Here is an 18,599-nt window from a genome sequence, read left to right on the forward strand (position 1 = left end):
TGGCGAGCCCGTCCCGCGCAGCTCTCGGGCGAGGAGCACGGTGCGAGAGCCAGGAGCTGGGGACCCGACGACCGACATCGGCGGGGAGGTGTGACCGACCGACGTCCTGGCACCACCGGCCCAGTCGAAGCTGGAGGCCTCCTCCCGAGCCTGCGAGTTCGTGCCGTTGCGAGGCCTGCCGCCGGTGCAACCTCGCCCTGCACCGGCGCGGCGCGCCACCATGCGGGGCGGCGCCCCGCTCGCGGCCGGGGCGGCGTGCAGTCCCCCTGTCATCGGCCTGCTCGCGAGCGTGCGCAGCCTCGGGCCCTCGCGGCGCGTGGTGCGCTCGGCCCTCCTCGCCCTACGTCGTCGTCGCCGCCCCGCTCGGCCTCGTGTTCGCCCACGGCCACACGAGGGGAGCCACGCACGTCGTCTTCGCCGTCGACGTGCCGACGGTGACGGCCTGCACGGTCGTGCGCCCCGAGGAGACGACGGGCGCGGCGCGCGCCCGACGGGCACGGCTGCCACCAGCTCGGGCAGGACCTTACGAGATGGCGAGGAGGCGCCGCGAGGAGAGCAGGGCGAGGACGTCGCGGGCCGAGTCGGCCGCGGTCCGCCCCTCGGTGCGGAGCACGAGCTCGGGCGCCTCCGGTGGCTCGTAGGGGTCGGAGACGCCGGTGAAGGCGGGGATCTCCCCGGCCCGGGCCCGCGCGTACAGGCCCTTGGGGTCACGCGCCTCGCAGACGGAGAGCGGCGTGGCGACGTAGACCTCGAGGAAGGCGACCCCGGCCTCGTCGTGGCGGGCGCGCACGGCCTTGCGTCCCGCCGCGTAGGGGCTGATGAGGCTGACGATCGCGAGCTGACCGGCGCGAGCGAACAGGAGCGCCACCTCGCCGGCGCGCCGGACGTTCTCCTCCCGGTCCCTCGCCCCGAAGCCGAGGTCCGAGTTGAGGCCCTCCCGCAGCTCGTCGCCGTCGAGGAGGTAGTGGGGCACCCCCGCCAGCGCGAGGAGGTCGGCGAGCGCGGCCGCGATGCTCGACTTGCCCGACCCCGACAGCCCGGTGAGCCACACGGTGGCGCCGGGACGGCGAGGGGAGGCGGCGCGCATCAGGCTGGCGGCCGGAGCAGCATCCCAGCTCCGACGGTGGCGTTCGTGGCCTCGTCGACCAGGATGAAGCTGCCCGTCGCACGGTTGCGCCGGTACTCGTCGTAGAAGATCGGCACCGTCGTGCGCAGGTCGACGCGGCCGATGTCGTTGAGGCCGAGCGCTCCGGCGGCGCGGTCTCGGTGCAGCGTGTTCACGTCGAGACGGTAGTGCAGCTCCCGGACGAGGGCGCGCGCCCAGCGCGTCGTGTGCTTCAGCGCGAGCTTCGTCCCCGGCCGCAGCGGCGCCTCGCTCATCCAGCACACCATCGCAGAGAGGTCCTGGCCGACCGTCGGCCGGTTGTGCGGCCGGCACAGCAGGTCGCCGCGGGTGACGTCGAGCTCGTCGGCGAGGCGGACGACGACCGACATGGGCGGGAAGGCCTGCGCGACGGGGCCGTCCGCGGTCTCGATCGCCTCGATCGTCGTCGTGAACCCCGAGGGCAGGACGAGCACCTCGTCGCCGACCTCGAGGACGCCGCCAGCGACCTGCCCGGCGTAGCCGCGGTAGTCGTGCAGCTCGTGCGAGCGCGGGCGCACCACCCACTGGACGGGGAAGCGCACGTCGATCAGGTTGCGGTCCGAGGCGATGTGCACCTCCTCGAGGTGGGTGAGCAGCGGCGGGCCACGGAACCACGCCATCTCGGCGGACCGCTCGACGACGTTGTCGCCGTGGAGCGCGGAGATGGGGATGAACGCGAGGTCGGCGACCTCGAGGCGCGTCGCGAAGTCCTCGAACTCGCGCCGGATCTCCTCGAAGCGGCGCTGCTCGTAGCCGACGAGATCCATCTTGTTGACGCAGATGACGAGGTGCGGGACGCGAAGCAGCGAGGCGATGAAGGCGTGGCGGCGGGTCTGCTCGGTGATGCCGTTGCGGGCGTCGACGAGGACGACGACGAGGTCGGCCGTCGAGGCCCCGGTGACCATGTTGCGCGTGTGCTGCACGTGGCCGGGGGTGTCGGCGAGGATGAACTTGCGCCGCGGCGTGGCGAAGTAGCGGTAGGCGACGTCGATCGTGATGCCCTGCTCCCGCTCGGCGCGCAGCCCGTCGGTCAGCAGCGCGAGGTCGACGTAGTCGTCGCCGCGAGCCAGGCTCGTGCGTTCGACCGCCTCGAGCTGGTCCTCGAAGACCTGCTTGGAGTCGTAGAGCAGCCGCCCGATGAGCGTCGACTTGCCGTCGTCCACCGAGCCGGCCGTCGCCAGGCGCAGGAGCTCCACTAGAAGTAGCCCTCCCGCTTGCGGTCCTCCATCGCCGCCTCCGAGAAGCGGTCGTCCGCGCGCGTGGCGCCGCGCTCGGAGATGCGGGTCGTCGCGATCTCGGCGATCACCTCCTCGGGCGTCGTCGCGCCCGACTCGACCGCGGCCGTGCAGGTCATGTCGCCGACCGTGCGGTAGCGCACGGTGGCGACGAAGGGCCGCTCGTCCTCGACGCCGTCGCGCGGCGCGAGGTACGGGCCGACGGCGAGCAGCATCCCGTCGCGCCGGAACACCTCGCGCCGGTGCGCGAAGTAGATCGAGGGGACCTCGATCCCCTCGCGCGCGATGTACTGCCAGACGTCGAGCTCGGTCCAGTTCGAGAGGGGGAAGACGCGCAGGTGCTCCCCCGGCCGGTGCCGTCCGTTGTAGAGGTTCCACAGCTCCGGGCGCTGGGCCCGGGGATCCCACTGGCCGAACTCGTCGCGCAGCGAGAAGACCCGCTCCTTGGCCCGCGCCTTCTCCTCGTCCCGCCGGCCGCCGCCGAAGACGGCGTCGAAGCCGTTGCGCTCGATCGCGCCGAGCAGGACGTGGGTCTGCAGCCGGTTGCGCGAGGTGCCCGGGCCGCCCTCTTCCGCCACCTCGCCCGCGTCGATCGCCTCCTGGACGGACGCGACGACGAGGCGCACCCCGAGCTCGGCGACGCGCCGGTCGCGAAAGGCGAGCACCTCCTCGAAGTTGTGGCCCGTGTCGACGTGGAGGACCGGGAACGGGATCGGCTGGGGCCAGCACGCCTTCGCCGCGAGGTGCGCGAGCACGGCGGAGTCCTTGCCGCCCGAGAAGAGGAGCGCGGGCCGCTCGAACTCCGCGACGACCTCCCGGATGATGTGGAGCGCCTCGGACTCGAGCGCGTCGAGGTGCGTGAGCTGGTACGGCATAAAACTCCGACAATGCTAGTCAGGATTTCGTCAGGATTCGGTGAGGAGTCGGTCAGGATTCGGCATCCTCAGGGTTCGGCCTGCGGCTCGTGGCGGTGCCGGCGAGCCCCCGGCCGGCCGCGGCCGCGCGCTGACGGCGCGCCGCCTCGTTGGCCAGGCGGTCGACGAGCTCGTTGAGCTCGTCGCCCGCGTGGCCCCTCACCCAGCGGAAGCCGACCTGTCCGCCCCGGCGGTCCACCACCTCCTCCACGAGCGGGACCCACAGGTCCTGGTTCGCCACGGGCTCGCGCCGCGCGTTGCGCCAGCCCCGGGCGCGCCAGGCGACCCACCAGCCGTCGCGAAAGCAGTTGACGACGTAGGCGGAGTCGCTCACGACCTCGAGCGGGCCCGGGTTCGCCGCCAGCGCCTCGAGGACCGCCGTGAGCTCCATGCGCTGGTTCGTCGTCGACCGCTCGCACCCGCTCGCCCAGTCCGCCGGCGACAGCGCCCAGGCCCAGCCGCCCGGGCCGGGGTTGCCGAGGCACGCCCCGTCGGTGAACACGACCAGGGGCTCGGGCACGCGACCAGTCTGGCGGACGCGGGCCCGGCGCGCCCGCCCCGGACGACCCAGAGCCCGCCGCGCACGTAAGACTGTGGGCGTGATCTTCGACGGCTTCTCCCACCAGCTCCCCGACATCGACCCGGGCGAGACCGCCGAGTGGCTCGACTCGTTCCGGTCGGTCGTGGAGACCCGAGGCAAGGCCCGCGCCCAGTTCCTCCTCATGAAGCTGCTCGAAGCGGCCCGCGAGGCGCAGGTGAACTTCCCCGCGACGGTCTCGACGCCCTACATCAACTCGATCCCCGCGAGCGCCGAGCCGTGGTTCCCCGGCGACGAGCAGATGGAGCGCCGCATCCGCGCCTACATCCGCTGGAACGCGGCCGTCATGGTGACGCGGGCGAACGCCCGCTACCCGGGGATCGGCGGGCACCTCTCGACCTACGCGAGCAGCGCCGCGCTCTACGAGGTCGGCTTCAACCACTTCTTCCGCGGCAAGGACCACGGGGCGGCAGGCGACCAGGTCTTCTTCCAGGGGCACGCCTCGCCGGGCATCTACGCCCGGGCCTTCGTCGAGGGCCGCCTCGACGAGGAGGACCTCGACCGCTTCCGCTTCGAGGTCGGCGGCGGGGGGCTCTCGAGCTACCCCCACCCGCGCCTCATGCCCGACTTCTGGGAGTTCCCCACCGTCTCGATGGGGCTCGGGCCGCTCGCCGCGATCTACCAGGCACGCTTCAACCGCTACCTCCTGCACCGGCGCATCGTCGACACGAGCGGGTCCCGGGTGTGGTGCTTCGTCGGCGACGGCGAGTTCGACGAGCCCGAGACGCGCGCCGGCCTCGCCCTCGCGGCGCGCGAGCAGCTCGACAACCTCATCTTCGTCGTGAACTGCAACCTCCAGCGCCTCGACGGGCCGGTGCGCGGGAGCGGCAAGATCATCCAGGAGCTCGAGGCCGAGCTGCGCGGCAGCGGCTGGAACGTCATCAAGGTGATCTGGGGGTCGCGCTGGGACGAGCTCCTCGCGCGCGACGTCGACGGGGTGCTCGTCAACAAGATGAACACCACGCCCGACGGGGACTTCCAGAAGTACGCGACGGAGTCGGGCGCCTACATCCGCGAGCACTTCTTCGGGCCCGACCCGCGCCTGCGCGCCCTCGTCGAGCACCTCTCGGACGAGGAGCTCCAGGCGCTGCCGCGCGGCGGCCACGACTACCGCAAGCTCTACGCCGCCTACAAGGCGGCGACCGAGCACGTCGGCACGCCGACAGCGATCCTCGCCAAGACCGTGAAGGGGTGGAAGCTCGGCCCCGAGATCGAGAGCCGCAACGCCACCCACCAGATCAAGAAGATGACCCACGAGCAGCTGCGGGCGCTCAGGGACCGGCTCAACCTGCGCGAGGAGATCCCCGACGAGGCGCTCGAGGCGGACGACCCCCCCTACTACCGACCGCCGGCCGGCTCGCCGGCCCACGAGTACCTCACGTCGCGCCAGCGCGTCCTCGGCGGGTCGTTGCCGAAGCGCGTCGTGCGCGCGAAGGGGCGCGAGGGGCTCCCGGCGCCGGACCCGGCCGCCTTCGCCGAGTTCTCGGGCGGCTCGCGCGGCCAGGCCGTCTCGACGACCATGGCGTTCGCCCGCCTGCTGCGCAACCTGCTGCGCGACCCGAACGTCGGCCGCTTCGTCGTCCCGATCGTCCCCGACGAGGGGCGCACCTTCGGCCTCGACGCCCTCTTCTCGGAGGTGAAGATCTACGCGCACGGCGGCCAGCGCTACACGTCGGTGGACGCCGGCCTCCTCCTGTCCTACGCCGAGGCCGAGGACGGCCAGATCCTCGAGGAGGGGATCACCGAGGCGGGCGCGATGGCGAGCTTCCTCGCCGGCGCCACCTCCTACGCCACCTGGTCGCAGCCGATGCTCCCCTTCTTCCTCTTCTACTCCATGTTCGGCTTCCAGCGCATCGGCGACCAGATCTGGCAGTGCGCCGACGCGCGCGGGCGCGGCTTCCTCCTCGGGTGCACCGCCGGCCGCACGACGATGAGCGGCGAGGGCCTCCAGCACGAGGACGGCCAGTCGCTCCTGCTCGCCTCGGCGGTGCCGACCGTGCGCGCCTACGACCCGGCCTTCGCCTACGAGGTGGCGGCCATCGTCGAGCACGGCATCGCCGAGATGTACGGCCCGAACCCCGCCGACGTCGTCTACTACCTCACCTTGTACAACGAGAACTACCCGATGCCCGCGCTACCCGAGGGCGCCGACGGCGAGCGGGTGCGAGACGGCGCCATCCGCGGCCTCTACCGCTTCGCCGGCCCGGCGCCGACGAGGTCCGCCGACGCGGCGTCGGCCACGATCCTCTTCTCCGGCACCGCGTGGCAGGCGGCGGCTCGGGCGCGCGAGCTGCTCGCCGAGGACTGGAACGTCTCGGCCGAGCTGTGGTCGGTCACGAGCTACAAGGCGCTGCGCGAGGACGCCCTCGAGGTCGAGCGCTGGAACCGCCTCCACCCGGGCGACAGCCCCCGCGTCCCCTACGTCACGCGGGCGCTCGCCCAGGCGCACGGGCCCATCGTCGCGGTCACGGACTTCATGAAGGCCGTCCCCGACCAGATCGCCCGCTTCGTGCCCGCCTACTACACCTCGCTCGGCACCGACGGCTTCGGCCGCTCCGACACCCGCGAGGCGCTGCGCCGCCACTTCGAGGTGGATGCCGAGCACCTCGTGGTGGCGGTCCTCGACGCCCTCGCCGGCCTCGGCCAGGCGAAGGCCGCCGACGTCGCGAGGGCCATCGCCGCCTACGGGATCGACCCGGACGCGCCCGACCCGCGGACCTGCTAGCCGGCCGGGGTTACGCTTCGGGCCATGCCCCTCTACGTCACCGGGGACGAGGAGGTGGACGGCCTCGTCAACACGGACCCCTTCGCCCTCCTCGTGGCGATGGTGCTCGACCAGCAGGTCCCGATGGAGCGGGCCTTCTCCGCACCCGCGGCGCTGCGGGCGCGACTCGGCGGCGAGCTCGACCCGGCGGCGGTGGCGGCGATGGACCCCGCCGCGCTCGCGGCGGCCTTCCAGGCGCGCCCGGCGCTCCACCGCTTCCCGGCGGCGATGGCGGCACGCGTCCAGGAGCTCGCCCGCCTCGTGGTGCGCGACTGGGGCGGCGACGCCTCGGCGATCTGGCGCAGCGCCCGGAGCGGCGACGAGCTCGCGACGCGCCTCGCGTCGCTCCCCGGCTTCGGCGAGCAGAAGGCCCGCATCCTCGTCGCGCTCCTCGCCAAGCGCTTCGACGTCCGCCCGCCCGGCTGGCGAGCAGCCGCCGCCCCCTACGGCGAGCCCGACGCCTTCGCCTCGGTCGCGGACGTCGACTCGCCCGAGGCCCTCGCGCGCGTCCGGGCGCGAAAGCGCGAGCTGAAGGCGGCGGCCCGGCGGCCGGGCACGCGCGCGCCGGCGCGGTGAGCGCCGCAAGCCGGGCGGGCGCGCTCAGCGGGCGCTCCCTCTACCTGTGCACCCCCGATCGTCCCGACCTCGGCCCGTTCCTCAAGGCGTGCATCGCCGGGGGCGTCGACGTGGTCCAGCTGCGCGAGAAGGACCTCGAGGCGCGCCCGCTCCTCGAGCGGGCGCGCCTCGCGCGCGAGATCTGCGGCGAGGCGGGCGTGCCCTTCCTCCTCAACGACCGACCGGACCTCGCCCTCGAGGCCGAGGCCGACGGCGTGCACCTCGGCCAGGACGACGCGCCGCCGAGCCTCGCGCGGCGGATCCTCGGTCCGGACCGCCTCGTCGGCCTGTCCACGCACGCGCCCGAGGAGCTCGCCGTCGCGCTCGACGAGCCGATCGACTACCTCTCCGCCGGCCCCGTCGTGCCGACGCCGACGAAGCCGGGGCGGCCGGGGACCGGCGTCGGCTACGTCACCGCGGCGACGAGCGTCGCCGCCGAGGCGGGCCTCGCCTGCTTCGTGACCGGCGGCGTGACCCCCGAGACCATCCCCGAGCTCGCGCGCGCCGGGGCGCGCGCCTTCGTCGTCGTCCGCTACCTCACCGAGGCGAGCGACCCCCGCGCCGCGGCGGCGCGCCTCGCCGAGGCGATCGCGGCGGCGACGCAGGGCCGATGACGGCGCCGATGGCCGCGGACCGCTCGCCGTCGGCCGAGCGCGCCGACGCGGCCTGGGGCTTCGCCTCGCGCGCCGAGCCGCGCTGGCCCGCGTCGCTCGCCATCGCCGTCGCCATCGCCCTCTACCTCGTGCTGCCGAACCGGCTGACCGCCGGGCTCGGGCCGCGCTGGCTCATCCCGGCGCTGGCGGGCGCCCTCGAGGTGGTCCTCCTCGTCGCCAACCCGCGCCACGAGACGCGCGAGGTGGCGCGCTTCCGGGCGGTCGCGATCGTCCTCATCGCCCTCGTGAACGCGGCGAACCTCGTCAGCCTCGGCGAGCTCGTCAACGCCCTCCTCTACGACCCGAGGGCGTCGGGACGTGCCCTCGTCCTCGCCTCCGTGCCGATCTGGCTCACGAACGTCATCGTCTTCGCCCTGTGGTTCTGGGAGCTCGACCGCGGCGGCCCCGCGGCGCGCCTGCGCCAGCGCCACGGCCCGCCGGACTTCCTCTTCCCCCAGATGTCGACGCCGGGTGCGACGCGCCCGGGCTGGTCGCCGGGCTTCCTCGACTACCTGTACACCTCGTTCACGAACGCGACGGCCTTCAGCCCGACCGACACGATGCCGCTCAGCGCCTGGGCGAAGGCGCTCATGATGGGCCAGGCCCTCGCCTCGCTCCTCACCGTCGCGCTCGTCGTGTCGCGCGCGGTCAACATCTTGAGCTGAGCGCCGCTCGCCGGCGCGCCCGGAGCCGGGCGGCGAGGTAGGAGGCGGTGGCGACGGCCAGGATGGCGAAGCTCGGCGGCAGGACCGGCACCGCCTCGGCGAGCGCGAGCCCCCCCCAGGTCGCGCCGAGCGCCAGGGCGGCCGAGCACCACAGCGCGGCGAAGGGCCGCACGCACAGCCTGCTCGCCGCGCCGGCGGGCGCGGCGAGCAGGCCGAGGAGGAGCAGCGCGCCGACCGCCTGGGTCGCCTCCGCGGCCGTCACCCCGACGAGGAGGAGGAAGACGAGCCCGAGCGTGCGCACCGGCACCCCGCGGCTGAGCGCCACCGCCTCGTCGAGGCTCGCGAACACGAGCGGGCGGGCGATCGCGAGCAGGAGGACGCACACCGCCGCGCCGACGCCCGCCGCCAGCGCGGCCTGGGCGAGCGAGAGGCCGAGGAGGGAGCCGAAGAGCACGCTCACGCCGGTCGCGCCGCCCGAGGCGGAGCGCGCGCTCGTGTAGAGCGCGAGGAAGAGCGTCCCGAGGCCGAGGACGTAGGAGAGCACGGTCCCGATGACGACGTCGTCGGGCCGGCCGTAGCGCTCGAGGAGGCCGAGGACGACGGCGACCGCCGCGCAGGCGGCGAACAGCCCGAGGCGCAGGTCGACGCCCGTCGCGGCGGCCGCGAGCGCGCCGGTGAAGCCGACGTGGCCGAGGGCGTCGCCGGTGAAGACCTGGGCCCGCAGCACGAGCAGGTAGCCGACGAAGCCGCTCGCCACGGCGACGAGGGTGCCGGCGAGGAGGGCGTGGAGGACGGCGGGCTCGAGCACGAGGCTCGCGACGAGCCCGGGGACGCGCGCCGCGGCCATCGGCTAGGCCCGGGCCTCGGCGCCCGCTCGGCGCGAGCGCGCGTGCGCGGCGGCGAGGGCGGCGAGGTAGGCGCCGAAGCCGAAGCTCGTGAGGAAGAAGCCGGCCGGGTAGGCGGAGAAGAACGCCGCGGCGAGGCCGAGCCAGGTGACGGCGAGGCCGATCCCGACGCTCAGCGCGAGCCCCACCGCTGGGCGGGCGCTCAGGCGCTGGGCGGCGGCCGCCGGCATGACGAGGAGGGCGAAGACGAGGAGGGAGCCGGTGACCTGGCTCACCTCGGCGACGGTGGCCCCGAGGACGACGAGGTAGGCGGCGCCGAGGAGGCGGACCGAGACGCCGCGAGCGGCCGCGACCGCCTCGTCGAGGCTGGCGAACCACAGCGGCCGGCCGATCGCGGCCAGGAGCGCGAGGCTGGCCGCGCCCACCGCGCCGAGGGCGAGGACCTCGGCGCTCGTCACGCCGAGGAAGCTCCCGAACAGGAGCGCCGTGACCCCGCCGAGGAAGCCGTGGTAGAGGCCGACGAAGACGACCCCCGCGGCGAGCGCGAAGGCCTGGAGGGTGCCGATGAGCGCGGGCTCGTCGCCGCGCCACCGGGCGCGCTGGCGCGCCGGCGCGATCGCGAGCGCGGCGGCGACGCACGCGCCGAAGTAGCCGACGCCGAGGGGGAGGCCGAGGTAGGCGGCGCCTGCGGCGCCCGGGAAGCCCACGACGGCGAGGGTGTGGCCGGCGAAGGCCTGGCGCCGCAGCACCATGAACCAGCCGACGACGCCCGCCGTGACCGCCACGATCGTCCCCGCCTCGAGGGCGTGCACCATGAACGGGTAGGCGACGAGCTCGCGCACGTCGACGAGGACGTCGAGCGAGAGGCGGGCCGCCGGCACGGCGGCGGGCGCGCTCATGGCCTCGGGCCGTGCGCGTGGCGATCGACGTGGAGCGCGGGGGGCTCGGGCTCGCCGACGACGACGAGGCGGCCGTCGCTCGCCCGGAGCACCTCGATCGGCGCGCCGAACAGGCGGCTCAGCGTGGCGCTCGTGACCACCTCCTCGGGGCGGCCCGAGGCCGCGGCGCCCCGGGCCAGGTAGACGACGCGGTCGAGGAAGGGCAGGATCGGGTTGATGTCGTGCGCCACGATGAGCACCGTCACGTCCCCGGCCTCGCAGATCGAGCCGAGGAGGGCGGCGATCGCCGACTGGTTCGGCAGGTCGAGGCCGTCGAGCGGCTCGTCGAGCAGGAGGAGCCGCGGCTCGCGCACGAGTGCCTGGGCGATGAGGAGGCGCTGCTGCTCGCCGCCCGAGAGCTGCCCGATCGGTCGCCCGGCGTAGGCGCTCGCCCCGACGCGCTCGACCGCCGCCGCGACGCGCGCCGCGGCACGCCGGGCGCGCGCCGAGAGGCGCGCCAGGCCGGGGAGGGGCACGCCGTAGCGGTCGCCGTCGAGCCCGAGGCGCACGAGGTCGACGCCGCGCACCGGCAGGCCGGCTTCGAAGGTGCGCCGCTGCGGCAGGTAGCCGATCGACCGGCGGGCCGCTGCCGGCGGGCCGCCGAGCACCTCGACGGTCCCGGCGGCCGGCGCGACGAGGCCGAGGATGACCTTGAGGAGGGTCGACTTGCCGGCACCGTTCGGCCCGAGCACCGCGACGAGCTCGCCGGGCGCGACCGCGAGGTCGACGCCGCTCCAGACCCGAGCGCCGCCGACGCGCGCCTCGACGGCGCGAAGCGAGACGACCGGCGCGTCCCGTGCCGCGCCGCCCGGCGCCCCGGCGCTCACCGGGTGGACCTCGCCCGTGCCGCCTCGAGCGCCGCGAGCAGCGCCCGGAGCTGGCGAGCCTGCCAGGCCTGGTAGGTGGCCGAGGGCGGCACGAGCGTCTCGGTGATCGGCACGGTCGGGATGCCGGCGCGCCGACAGGCGTCAAGCTGGCGCTGGACGACGGGGATCTCGTTCTGGGTGTTGTAGACGTAGACGGCGATCTCCCGGCGCGCGATCTGCGCGGCGATCGTCGCCTGGTCGGCCGGGCTCGGCTCGGCTCCCTCGCTCACCGCTCGAAGGAAGCTCGCCGGCGTGAGGACGCGCAGGCCGAGGGCCGGGGCGAGCAGGGAGAAGATCGACTCCGAGGCGCCGACGGGCGTCCCGGCGAAGCGGGCGCGGATCTCGGCGAGCAGGGCGTCGACGCCGCGCAGATCGACCGACTCGAAGCGGCGCGCGCCTTCCTGGAAGGCGCCGGCGGCTCCCGGGTCGACCCTCGACAGGTCGGTGGCGATCGCCGCCGCGACCCGCCGGACGTCCCCCGGGTCGTACCAGCGGTGGGGGTTGGCGCCCGGGCGCAGGCCGAGGAGCGAGCCTACGTCGAGCACGACCGGGTGCGTCCCGCTCGCCGCCACGAGCTGCGACGCCCAGACGTCGTAGCCGAGGCCGTTCACGATGACGAGCCGGGCCTCGGCCACGGCGCGGGCGTCGGCAGCGGTCGGCTCGTAGTCGTGCGGGTCCGCGCCCGGCCTCGCGACGATGCTCGCCACGCGCACCCGGCGACCGCCCACCTGGGCGGCGATGCTCCCCCAGAAGTTCTCGGCCGCGACGACCTCGACGACCCCCCGAGGCGGCGCCGGCGCCGGCGCCGAGGCGGCGACGAGGGCGAGCGGGGCGGCGACGACGACCGCGGCGAGGCCGGCGAGGCCCGCGACCCGGGCCGTCCCGCCTCCCACCGGCCACCACCTCCCGCCGAGGGCCGCGGGGCGCCGGGCGGCGCGCGGCGACCCGATCGCCTAGGCTTTCCTGCAGTCGTTGCAGGTAACGACGCTAAACGATAACGGCATCGGTTGCAAGTAGGAGCTCGGACATGACGGAGGGCAGGGACCGGTGAGCGCAGCCACGAGGGCGCCGGCCGCGGAGCGCTCGACGCGCCAGAAGCGCGCCCTCGCCGCGGTCCTCGCCTCCTCCGACTCGTTCCGCTCGGCCCAGGACCTCTTCGCCGAGCTGCGGGCCCGCGGCGAGCGCGTCGGCCTCACCACCGTCTACAACCAGCTGCGCATCCTCGCCGAGGCCGGCGAGGTCGACGTGCTGCGCGCCAGCGAGGGCGAGACCCTCTACCGTCGCTGCCGCACGGGTGCGCACCACCACCACCTGCTGTGCCGCTCGTGCGGGCGGACCGTCGAGGTCGAGGGGCCGGAGGTGGAGCGCTGGGCGGCGCGCGTCGCCGGAGCGCACGGCTTCGTGGACATCCACCACACCGTCGAGGTCGTCGGCACCTGCCCGGCGTGCGCGAGCGCCTGAGCCCGAGGGCCGGACGCGGTCGAGGGGCGCCCGCGGCGCCCCTCGACCCGGTGCCTCGCACCGTTCTTCGCTGAAAGGCCCGGCGGCCCGAGCTGCACCGGGGGGGACGAGCTCCCGGTCGAGCGCGCCGGGGGTGTCTGGTTTGGCCTCACCAGGTGGTCCAGCGAGCCGCCTAGCGGCCAGCCACCTCCAGGGTCCCCGATCGTTCACCGCTCAGTTGGACCACCTCCTTTCTCTGGTGCGCCCAGGATACCGAGATCGTGCCGCCGGCGGGCGGAACCCCGGGGAGCCCGGCGCGGGCGCGCCACGAGCAGGACGCGCCGGACGGCGCGTCGACCGCCGCGCACGACGACCGTCTCGGTCGCGACGACCCGCCGTCGGCCCCGCAGGAGGCGCCGGCCGGCAGCGGTGAGGCGCAGGCCGACGCGGCGCGTGGCGCCGGGGGCCAGCGCGAAGCGCGCCTCGGCGACGACCGTCGTCTCGAGCGCCTCGGTCGTCGCCGCGCCGAGGCGCACCCGGACGCGCCGCTCGAAGGTCACCTCGACGGCGCCTCGGCACGTCGCGCCCTCGCAGCGCAGCTGCGGTCCGAGGAGGCGGCCCGCCGCCTCGAGCACGGGGGCGCCGACGCGCACCGTGGGCCTCGGGCGCCGCTCGCCGGGCGCGCCGGAGCGAGCGACGCCCGGCGCCGGCGCCGAGCCCGCCGAGGGCGGTCCGCCCGCGCCCGGGGGCCCCGCGGCGCCCGAAGACGCCCCCGCTCCCGGGGGGCCAGCCGAGCCCGGGGTCGGCGGGGCCTCGGGCACGACGCGCGCGCCCGCCGGCGGGCCGGTCCCCGCCGCGTTCGTCGCCGCCACCGAGACGAGGTAGCTCACGCCGTCGACGAGGCCGCCGATCGTGGCCGCCCGCGCCGTCGCGGGGAGGTCCTCGGTCACGGCGGGCGTGCCCGAGCCGGCCGGCGTCGCGCGCACGAGGTAGCCGGTCGGCGCGCTCCCGCCGTCGCGCGCCGGCGCGTCCCAGGCGAGGGCCGCCGAGGCGTCCCCCGCCGACGACGAGGTGAGCGGCGGCGCCGAGGGCGGCAGGAGGAGCAGCTCGACGAGATAGCGACCGGTGTCGGCGACGGCCACCGCCCCGGAGGCGAGGCCGGCGAGCGAGTCCGGCTGGCGCAGAGCGACGGCGCCGGCCGGGCTGCCGGCGGGGCTCGGCGCCGCCGAGCCGCCGCCCACCACGACGTAGCACTCGCCCGGCGTCCAGGTCGCGCCGGGCCCGAGGACGTAGCCGGGGTTCGCCGCCGAGACGGCGAGCACCTCGATCTCGCCGTCGTCGGTGTCGGCGACGAGGACGTCGCCCTCGGGGTCGACGCCGACGCCCTGGGGGAGGTTGAGGAGCGTGGCGGCCGCCGGCGAGCCGCCCGGGCTCGGCGCGCTCGACCCCGCCCCGGCGAGGACGTAGAGGTCGCCCGGCGTCCAGGTCGCGCCGGACCCGAGGACGTAGCCGGGGTCCGCCGCCGAGACGGCGAGGACCTCGATCGCGCCGTCGTCGGTGTCGGCGACGAGGACGTCGCCGGCCGGGTCGACCGCCACCCCCTCGGGATGGCTGAGGGCGACCGAGCGCGCCGGGGCGCCCGCCAGCGTCGGCGTCGCGGCACCGGAGCCGGCGAGGAGGTAGAGGTCGCCGGGCGTCCAGCTCCCGCCGGCAACGGGGTAGCCCGGGTCGCTCGCGCCGAGGGCGAGCACCGAGACGAGGTTCGTCCCGCCGTCGCTGATGACGACGTCGCCGGACGCGTCGATCGCCAGGCCGGCGGGCGCCACGAGGCGCGCCGCGGTGGCGACGACCGGCGTCGCGCCGAGCGCCGTCGAGCCGCCGCCCGCCACGACGTACAGCTCGCCGCGCACCCAGGCGCCCCCCGGCACGAGGTAGCCGGGGTTCGTGGCGCTCTCGGCGAGCACCTCGACCTCGTGGTCGCCGGTGTCGGCGACGAGCACGTCGCCGGCCGCGTCGACGGCGAGCGCGCCCGGCGCGGCGAGGCGGGTGGCGCTCGCCACGGTGCCGGCCGCCGAGGGCGCCTGTGAGCCGCCCCCGGCGAGGAGGTAGACGTCGCCGGGCGTCCAGGTCGTCCCGGCGGGCAGCAGGTAGCCAGGGTTCGTCGGGCTCTCGGCGACGACCTCGACGAGCGAGTTCCCGGTGTCGGCGACGACGAGGTTCCCCGACGGGTCGGCTGTCACCGCGCCCGGCTGGCTGAGGCCGGTGCCGAGCGCGCCCGAGCCGGTCGCGCTCGCGAGCGGCGTCGTGGCGCCGTTGCCCGCGACGACGAGGTAGTCCCCGCCCGAGGCGCCTGCGCCGGGCGCGACGCAGGCGAGGCCCGTCCCGGCGATCCAGGACGCCAGGACGAGCAGGAGCCCCCTGCGGCTGCGGCCTCGCGCCATGCGACCCCCCACCGGTGCCTCCGCCGGGGTCCGCCACGCCCTGGCGCCGTGCGACTGGACGTCGGGGCGCCGGCGTCGCGCCCCGACGTCTCTACGAAATGTAGATGCACTACGCAGCCTGAGGCTACAAATCGTGTTCAGCGGCGCGGACGGCGGCGCGCCCGACGGCGTGGCGGGCCCGCCCGGGTAGGCTGCGGCGTGTCCCTCCACTACGAGGACGCCCAGGTCGCCATCCACCGCTTCGTCGTCGGGCCGCTCGACAACAACGTGCTCGTCGTGCGGTGCAAGGCGACGGGCGAGGCGCTCCTCGTCGACGCGGCGAACGAGCACGGCCGCCTCCTCGAGGTGTGCCGCGCGCTCGGGGTGCGCGCCGTCGTCGAGACCCACGGCCACTGGGACCACATCCAGGCCGTGCCGCAGCTTCGCGACGCGGGCTACGAGGTCGCGGTGGCCGCCGCGGACGCTGCCCGGCTCCCCTCCTACGACCTCGTGCTCGAGGACGACGCGGTGCTCGCCGTCGGCCGCCTCCGCCTGCGCACGATCGCCACGCCCGGCCACACGCCCGGCTCGATGTGCTTCGCGCTCGAGGGCTCGCCGGTCCTGCTCACGGGCGACACGCTCTTCCCCGGGGGTCCGGGCGCCACCGCGGGCCCCGAGGCGGACTTCGGCCAGATCATCGAGTCGATCGACCGCCGCCTGTTCGCTCGCTTCGGGCCCGAGACGATCGTCATGCCCGGGCACGGCGAGGACACGACGATCGGCCGCGAGCGGCCGCACCTCGAGGAGTGGGTTGCCCGCGGCTGGTGACATTTCCACTACTGCGGTAGTGGAAATGTCCGGGCGGCACTAGCATGGGGCCGTGGGCGGCAGAGCCGACGTGACCGGCGCGGACCGAGGCGACGCGGCGCCACTGCTCTCGGTGGAGGGGCTCCACGCGAGCGCGGAGGGCGTCGAGATCCTGCGCGGCGTCGACCTCGCCGTCGGGCGCGGCGAGCTGCACGCCATCATGGGGCCGAACGGCTCGGGCAAGTCGACGCTCGCCAACGTCCTCCTCGGCAACCCCGCGTACACCGTCACCGCCGGGCGGGTGCGCTTCAACGGCGACGACGTCACCTACCTCGCCCCCGACGCGCGGGCCAAGCTCGGGATGTTCCTCGCCTTCCAGTACCCCGAGGAGATCCCGGGGGTGCCGATCCCCCAGTTCCTCCGCCAGGCGGTCGCGGCCCGGCGCGCGAGCGAGGTCTCCGTCCTCGAGATCCGGGTGCACCTGCGCGAGTGGCTCGAGCGCCTCGGGATGGACCCCGCCTTCGCCGAGCGCCAGCTGAACGCCGGCTTCTCCGGCGGGGAGAAGAAGCGCAACGAGATCCTCCAGATGGCGCTGCTCGAACCGGAGCTCGCCATCCTCGACGAGACCGACTCGGGCCTCGACGTCGACGGACTGCGGGCCGTCGCGCGCGGCGTCGAGGAGGTGCGCCGGGCCCGGCCCCACCTCGGCGTCCTCGTCGTCACCCACTACCGGCGCATCCTCGACGAGCTCGAGCCGGACGCCGTGCACGTGCTCGCGGGCGGCCGCATCGTGGCGAGCGGCGGGCGCGAGCTCGCGGCGCGCCTCGAGGCCGAGGGCTACGAGGCGTTCCGCTGATGGGCGCGAGCCCGGCCACGAAGCCGGCGCCGCTCGACGTCGCGAGCCTGCGGCGGGACTTCCCCCTCCTGAGCCGCGAGCGCGCCCGCCGCCTCGTCTACCTCGACTCGGCCGCCTCCTCGCAGCGGCCCCGCTGCGTGCTCGAGGCGATGGACGCCTACTACCAGACGACGCACGCCAACGTCCACCGTGGCGTCTACGGCATCGCCGAGGAGGCGACGCGCCGCTACGAGGCGGCGCGGGTGAAGGCGGGCCGCTTCATCAACGCGCCGCACCCAGAGCGCGAGGTCGTCTTCACGAAGAACGTCACGGAGGCGATCAACCTCGTCGCCTACGCCTGGGGCCGGCGCAACCTCCGGCGCGGCGACGCCATCGTGCTGAGCGAGATCGAGCACCACGCCAACTTCGTCCCCTGGCTCATGGTCGCCGAGGAGCGCGGCGTCGAGCTCCGCTTCCTGCGCCTCGGCCCCGACTACCGCCTCGACTACGCCGACCTCGAGCGCCTCGTCGACGGCGCCCGCCTCGTGGCGCTCACGGCCGCCTCGAACGTGCTCGGGACGCTCACCGACCTCGCCCCCGTCGTCGCCGCGGCTCGCGCCGCGGGCGCCCTCGTCCTCGCCGACGGGGCGCAGCTCGCCCCGCACCGGCACGTCGACGTGCAGGCGCTCGGGGTCGACTTCTTCGGCTTCACGGCCCACAAGATGCTCGGTCCGACCGGCATCGGCGTCCTGTGGGGGCGCGAGGAGCTGCTCGAGGCGATGCCCCCCTTCCTCGGCGGCGGCGAGATGATCCGGGACGTGCGCCTCGACGGCTTCTCGCCGAACGAGCTGCCCTGGAAGTTCGAGGCGGGCACCCCCCCGATCGCCGAGGCGATCGGGCTCGAGGCGGCGATCGACTACCTCTCGGCCGTCGGTCTCGAGCGCGTCGACGCCCACGAGGCCGCCCTCACCGCCTACCTCCTCGAGCGGCTCGGCGAGCACCCCGAGGTGCGGATCTTCGGCCCCGGGCCCGACCCGTCCCGGCGCCTCGGCGTCGTCTCGTTCGCCTTCGGCGACGTCCACCCCCACGACGTCGCCCAGGTCCTCGACGAGCACGGCGTGTGCGTGCGCGCCGGGCACCACTGCGCGAAGCCGCTCATGCGACACCTCGGCGTCGCGGCGACGACGCGCGCCTCCCTCTACCTCTACAACGACACCGACGACGTCGACGCGCTCGTCGAGGCGCTCGCCTCGGTGCGGGCGCTGTTCGCCTAGCGGCGCGAGACGACCCAGGACCGGAGGCGACACGGACCGCGATGACAGGCCTCGAAGACCTCTACCGCGAGATCATCCTCGACCACTACCGCTCCCCACGGAACCGGGGCGAGCTGCCCAGCCCGCCGGCACGCCGGGTCGAGGGATTCAACCCCCTCTGCGGCGACGAGGTCGTCGTCTTCCTCGACGTCGCCGACGGCACCGTCCGGGACCTGCGCATCGCCGGCCAGGGCTGCTCCATCAGCCAGTCGTCTGCCTCGATGATGTCGGTGGCCGTGAAGGGAAAGCGCGTCGAGGAGGCGCGCCGGCTCGTGCGGTCGTTCAAGGCGATGATGTCGATCCACGAGGCGGCGATCGGCGGCGAGCAGGAGGGCGCCGAGGAGCCGGCGGCGATCGACCCCGACGAGCTCGGCGAGCTCGCCGCGCTCCAGGGCGTCGTCAAGTTCCCGGTGCGCATCAAGTGCGCCACGCTGTCGTGGAACACGCTCGCGCAGGGCCTCGACGAGGCCGAGGCCGAGGAGCGGTCCGAGGCGAGCGGACGTCGCTAGGTTGCCTCGGGGATCGGTCGCCTCGGGGATCGGTCGCC

The 18,599-nt window shown here is 75.3% G+C and carries 18 protein-coding genes; 9 read left to right on the plus strand and 9 right to left on the minus strand.

Annotation, left to right across the window (positions count from 1 at the left end; translation table 11 throughout):
- Positions 1–523 precede the first annotated feature (523 nt).
- From cysC to VKV23_08720, 4 genes are read right to left on the minus strand one after another with little or no spacing between them, the layout of a single operon-like run.
- A complete protein-coding gene (gene cysC, locus VKV23_08705; protein ID HLI16112.1) occupies positions 524–1,087 on the minus strand; it encodes an adenylyl-sulfate kinase in 564 nt (187 codons plus the stop codon).
- Complete coding sequence (locus tag VKV23_08710) at positions 1,087–2,340, minus strand: GTP-binding protein (protein ID HLI16113.1); 1,254 nt, start codon at positions 2,338–2,340, stop codon at positions 1,087–1,089. The genes cysC and VKV23_08710 overlap by 1 nt, the downstream gene beginning before the upstream one ends.
- Positions 2,340–3,254 (minus strand): sulfate adenylyltransferase subunit CysD, encoded by a 915-nt coding sequence (gene cysD / locus VKV23_08715; protein ID HLI16114.1) that lies wholly within the window; start codon positions 3,252–3,254, stop codon positions 2,340–2,342. The genes VKV23_08710 and cysD overlap by 1 nt, the downstream gene beginning before the upstream one ends.
- Before the next feature lie 52 nt (positions 3,255–3,306).
- Positions 3,307–3,813: a ribonuclease H gene (locus VKV23_08720; protein HLI16115.1), complete on the minus strand. Its 507-nt coding sequence runs from the start codon at positions 3,811–3,813 to the stop codon at positions 3,307–3,309.
- 79 nt (positions 3,814–3,892) lie between these two features.
- On the opposite strand from VKV23_08720, the gene aceE reads away from it, so the two are divergent.
- Genes aceE through VKV23_08740 form a run of 4 tightly spaced genes read left to right on the plus strand, consistent with a single transcriptional unit; the run spans position 3,893 to position 8,588 of the window.
- A complete protein-coding gene (gene aceE / locus VKV23_08725) occupies positions 3,893–6,616 on the plus strand; it encodes a pyruvate dehydrogenase (acetyl-transferring), homodimeric type (protein HLI16116.1) in 2,724 nt (907 codons plus the stop codon).
- Between the two features lie 24 nt (positions 6,617–6,640).
- Positions 6,641–7,231, plus strand: coding sequence for an HhH-GPD-type base excision DNA repair protein (locus VKV23_08730; GenBank protein HLI16117.1), 591 nt, complete (start codon positions 6,641–6,643; stop codon positions 7,229–7,231).
- Positions 7,228–7,884, plus strand: coding sequence for a thiamine phosphate synthase (thiE, locus tag VKV23_08735; protein HLI16118.1), 657 nt, complete (start codon positions 7,228–7,230; stop codon positions 7,882–7,884). The genes VKV23_08730 and thiE overlap by 4 nt, the downstream gene beginning before the upstream one ends.
- Positions 7,881–8,588 carry a hypothetical protein gene (locus tag VKV23_08740; GenBank protein HLI16119.1) on the plus strand — a complete coding sequence of 236 codons (708 nt, stop codon included), beginning with the start codon at positions 7,881–7,883 and terminating at the stop codon, positions 8,586–8,588. Before thiE ends, VKV23_08740 begins: the two co-directional genes overlap by 4 nt.
- Here VKV23_08740 and VKV23_08745 read toward each other — a convergent pair.
- Genes VKV23_08745 through VKV23_08760 form a run of 4 tightly spaced genes read right to left on the minus strand, consistent with a single transcriptional unit; the run spans position 8,572 to position 12,130 of the window.
- The gene (locus VKV23_08745; GenBank protein ID HLI16120.1) at positions 8,572–9,435 is read right to left on the minus strand and encodes a metal ABC transporter permease; all 864 of its coding nucleotides are present in this window, start codon (positions 9,433–9,435) and stop codon (positions 8,572–8,574) included. The two genes, VKV23_08740 and VKV23_08745, sit on opposite strands and share 17 nt — an antisense overlap.
- 3 nt (positions 9,436–9,438) lie before the next feature.
- Positions 9,439–10,332: an iron chelate uptake ABC transporter family permease subunit gene (locus tag VKV23_08750; GenBank protein ID HLI16121.1), complete on the minus strand. Its 894-nt coding sequence runs from the start codon at positions 10,330–10,332 to the stop codon at positions 9,439–9,441.
- Positions 10,329–11,198 (minus strand): metal ABC transporter ATP-binding protein, encoded by an 870-nt coding sequence (locus VKV23_08755; protein ID HLI16122.1) that lies wholly within the window; start codon positions 11,196–11,198, stop codon positions 10,329–10,331. The genes VKV23_08750 and VKV23_08755 overlap by 4 nt, the downstream gene beginning before the upstream one ends.
- Positions 11,195–12,130, minus strand: coding sequence for a zinc ABC transporter substrate-binding protein (locus VKV23_08760; GenBank protein ID HLI16123.1), 936 nt, complete (start codon positions 12,128–12,130; stop codon positions 11,195–11,197). The genes VKV23_08755 and VKV23_08760 overlap by 4 nt, the downstream gene beginning before the upstream one ends.
- A 154-nt stretch (positions 12,131–12,284) precedes the next feature.
- Here VKV23_08760 and VKV23_08765 point away from each other — a divergent pair, with 154 nt between their 5' ends.
- The gene (locus VKV23_08765) at positions 12,285–12,698 is read left to right on the plus strand and encodes a Fur family transcriptional regulator (protein ID HLI16124.1); all 414 of its coding nucleotides are present in this window, start codon (positions 12,285–12,287) and stop codon (positions 12,696–12,698) included.
- 206 nt (positions 12,699–12,904) lie between these two features.
- Here VKV23_08765 and VKV23_08770 read toward each other — a convergent pair whose 3' ends face one another.
- Positions 12,905–15,130 (minus strand): fibronectin type III domain-containing protein, encoded by a 2,226-nt coding sequence (locus tag VKV23_08770; protein HLI16125.1) that lies wholly within the window; start codon positions 15,128–15,130, stop codon positions 12,905–12,907.
- A gap of 186 nt (positions 15,131–15,316) precedes the next feature.
- On the opposite strand from VKV23_08770, the gene VKV23_08775 reads away from it, so the two are divergent.
- From VKV23_08775 to VKV23_08790, 4 genes are read left to right on the plus strand one after another with little or no spacing between them, the layout of a single operon-like run.
- A complete protein-coding gene (locus tag VKV23_08775; protein ID HLI16126.1) occupies positions 15,317–15,925 on the plus strand; it encodes an MBL fold metallo-hydrolase in 609 nt (202 codons plus the stop codon).
- 52 nt (positions 15,926–15,977) lie between these two features.
- Positions 15,978–16,760, plus strand: a complete 783-nt coding sequence (sufC, locus tag VKV23_08780; protein ID HLI16127.1) for a Fe-S cluster assembly ATPase SufC — start codon at positions 15,978–15,980, stop codon at positions 16,758–16,760.
- Positions 16,760–18,013 (plus strand): SufS family cysteine desulfurase, encoded by a 1,254-nt coding sequence (locus VKV23_08785; protein ID HLI16128.1) that lies wholly within the window; start codon positions 16,760–16,762, stop codon positions 18,011–18,013. The genes sufC and VKV23_08785 overlap by 1 nt, the downstream gene beginning before the upstream one ends.
- Before the next feature lie 41 nt (positions 18,014–18,054).
- The gene (locus tag VKV23_08790) at positions 18,055–18,561 is read left to right on the plus strand and encodes an SUF system NifU family Fe-S cluster assembly protein (protein HLI16129.1); all 507 of its coding nucleotides are present in this window, start codon (positions 18,055–18,057) and stop codon (positions 18,559–18,561) included.
- The last annotated feature ends 38 nt before the right edge of the window (positions 18,562–18,599 follow it).

The organism is Acidimicrobiales bacterium, assembly GCA_035294085.1.
In the GTDB taxonomy this organism is placed as follows: domain Bacteria; phylum Actinomycetota; class Acidimicrobiia; order Acidimicrobiales; family Bog-793; genus DATGLP01.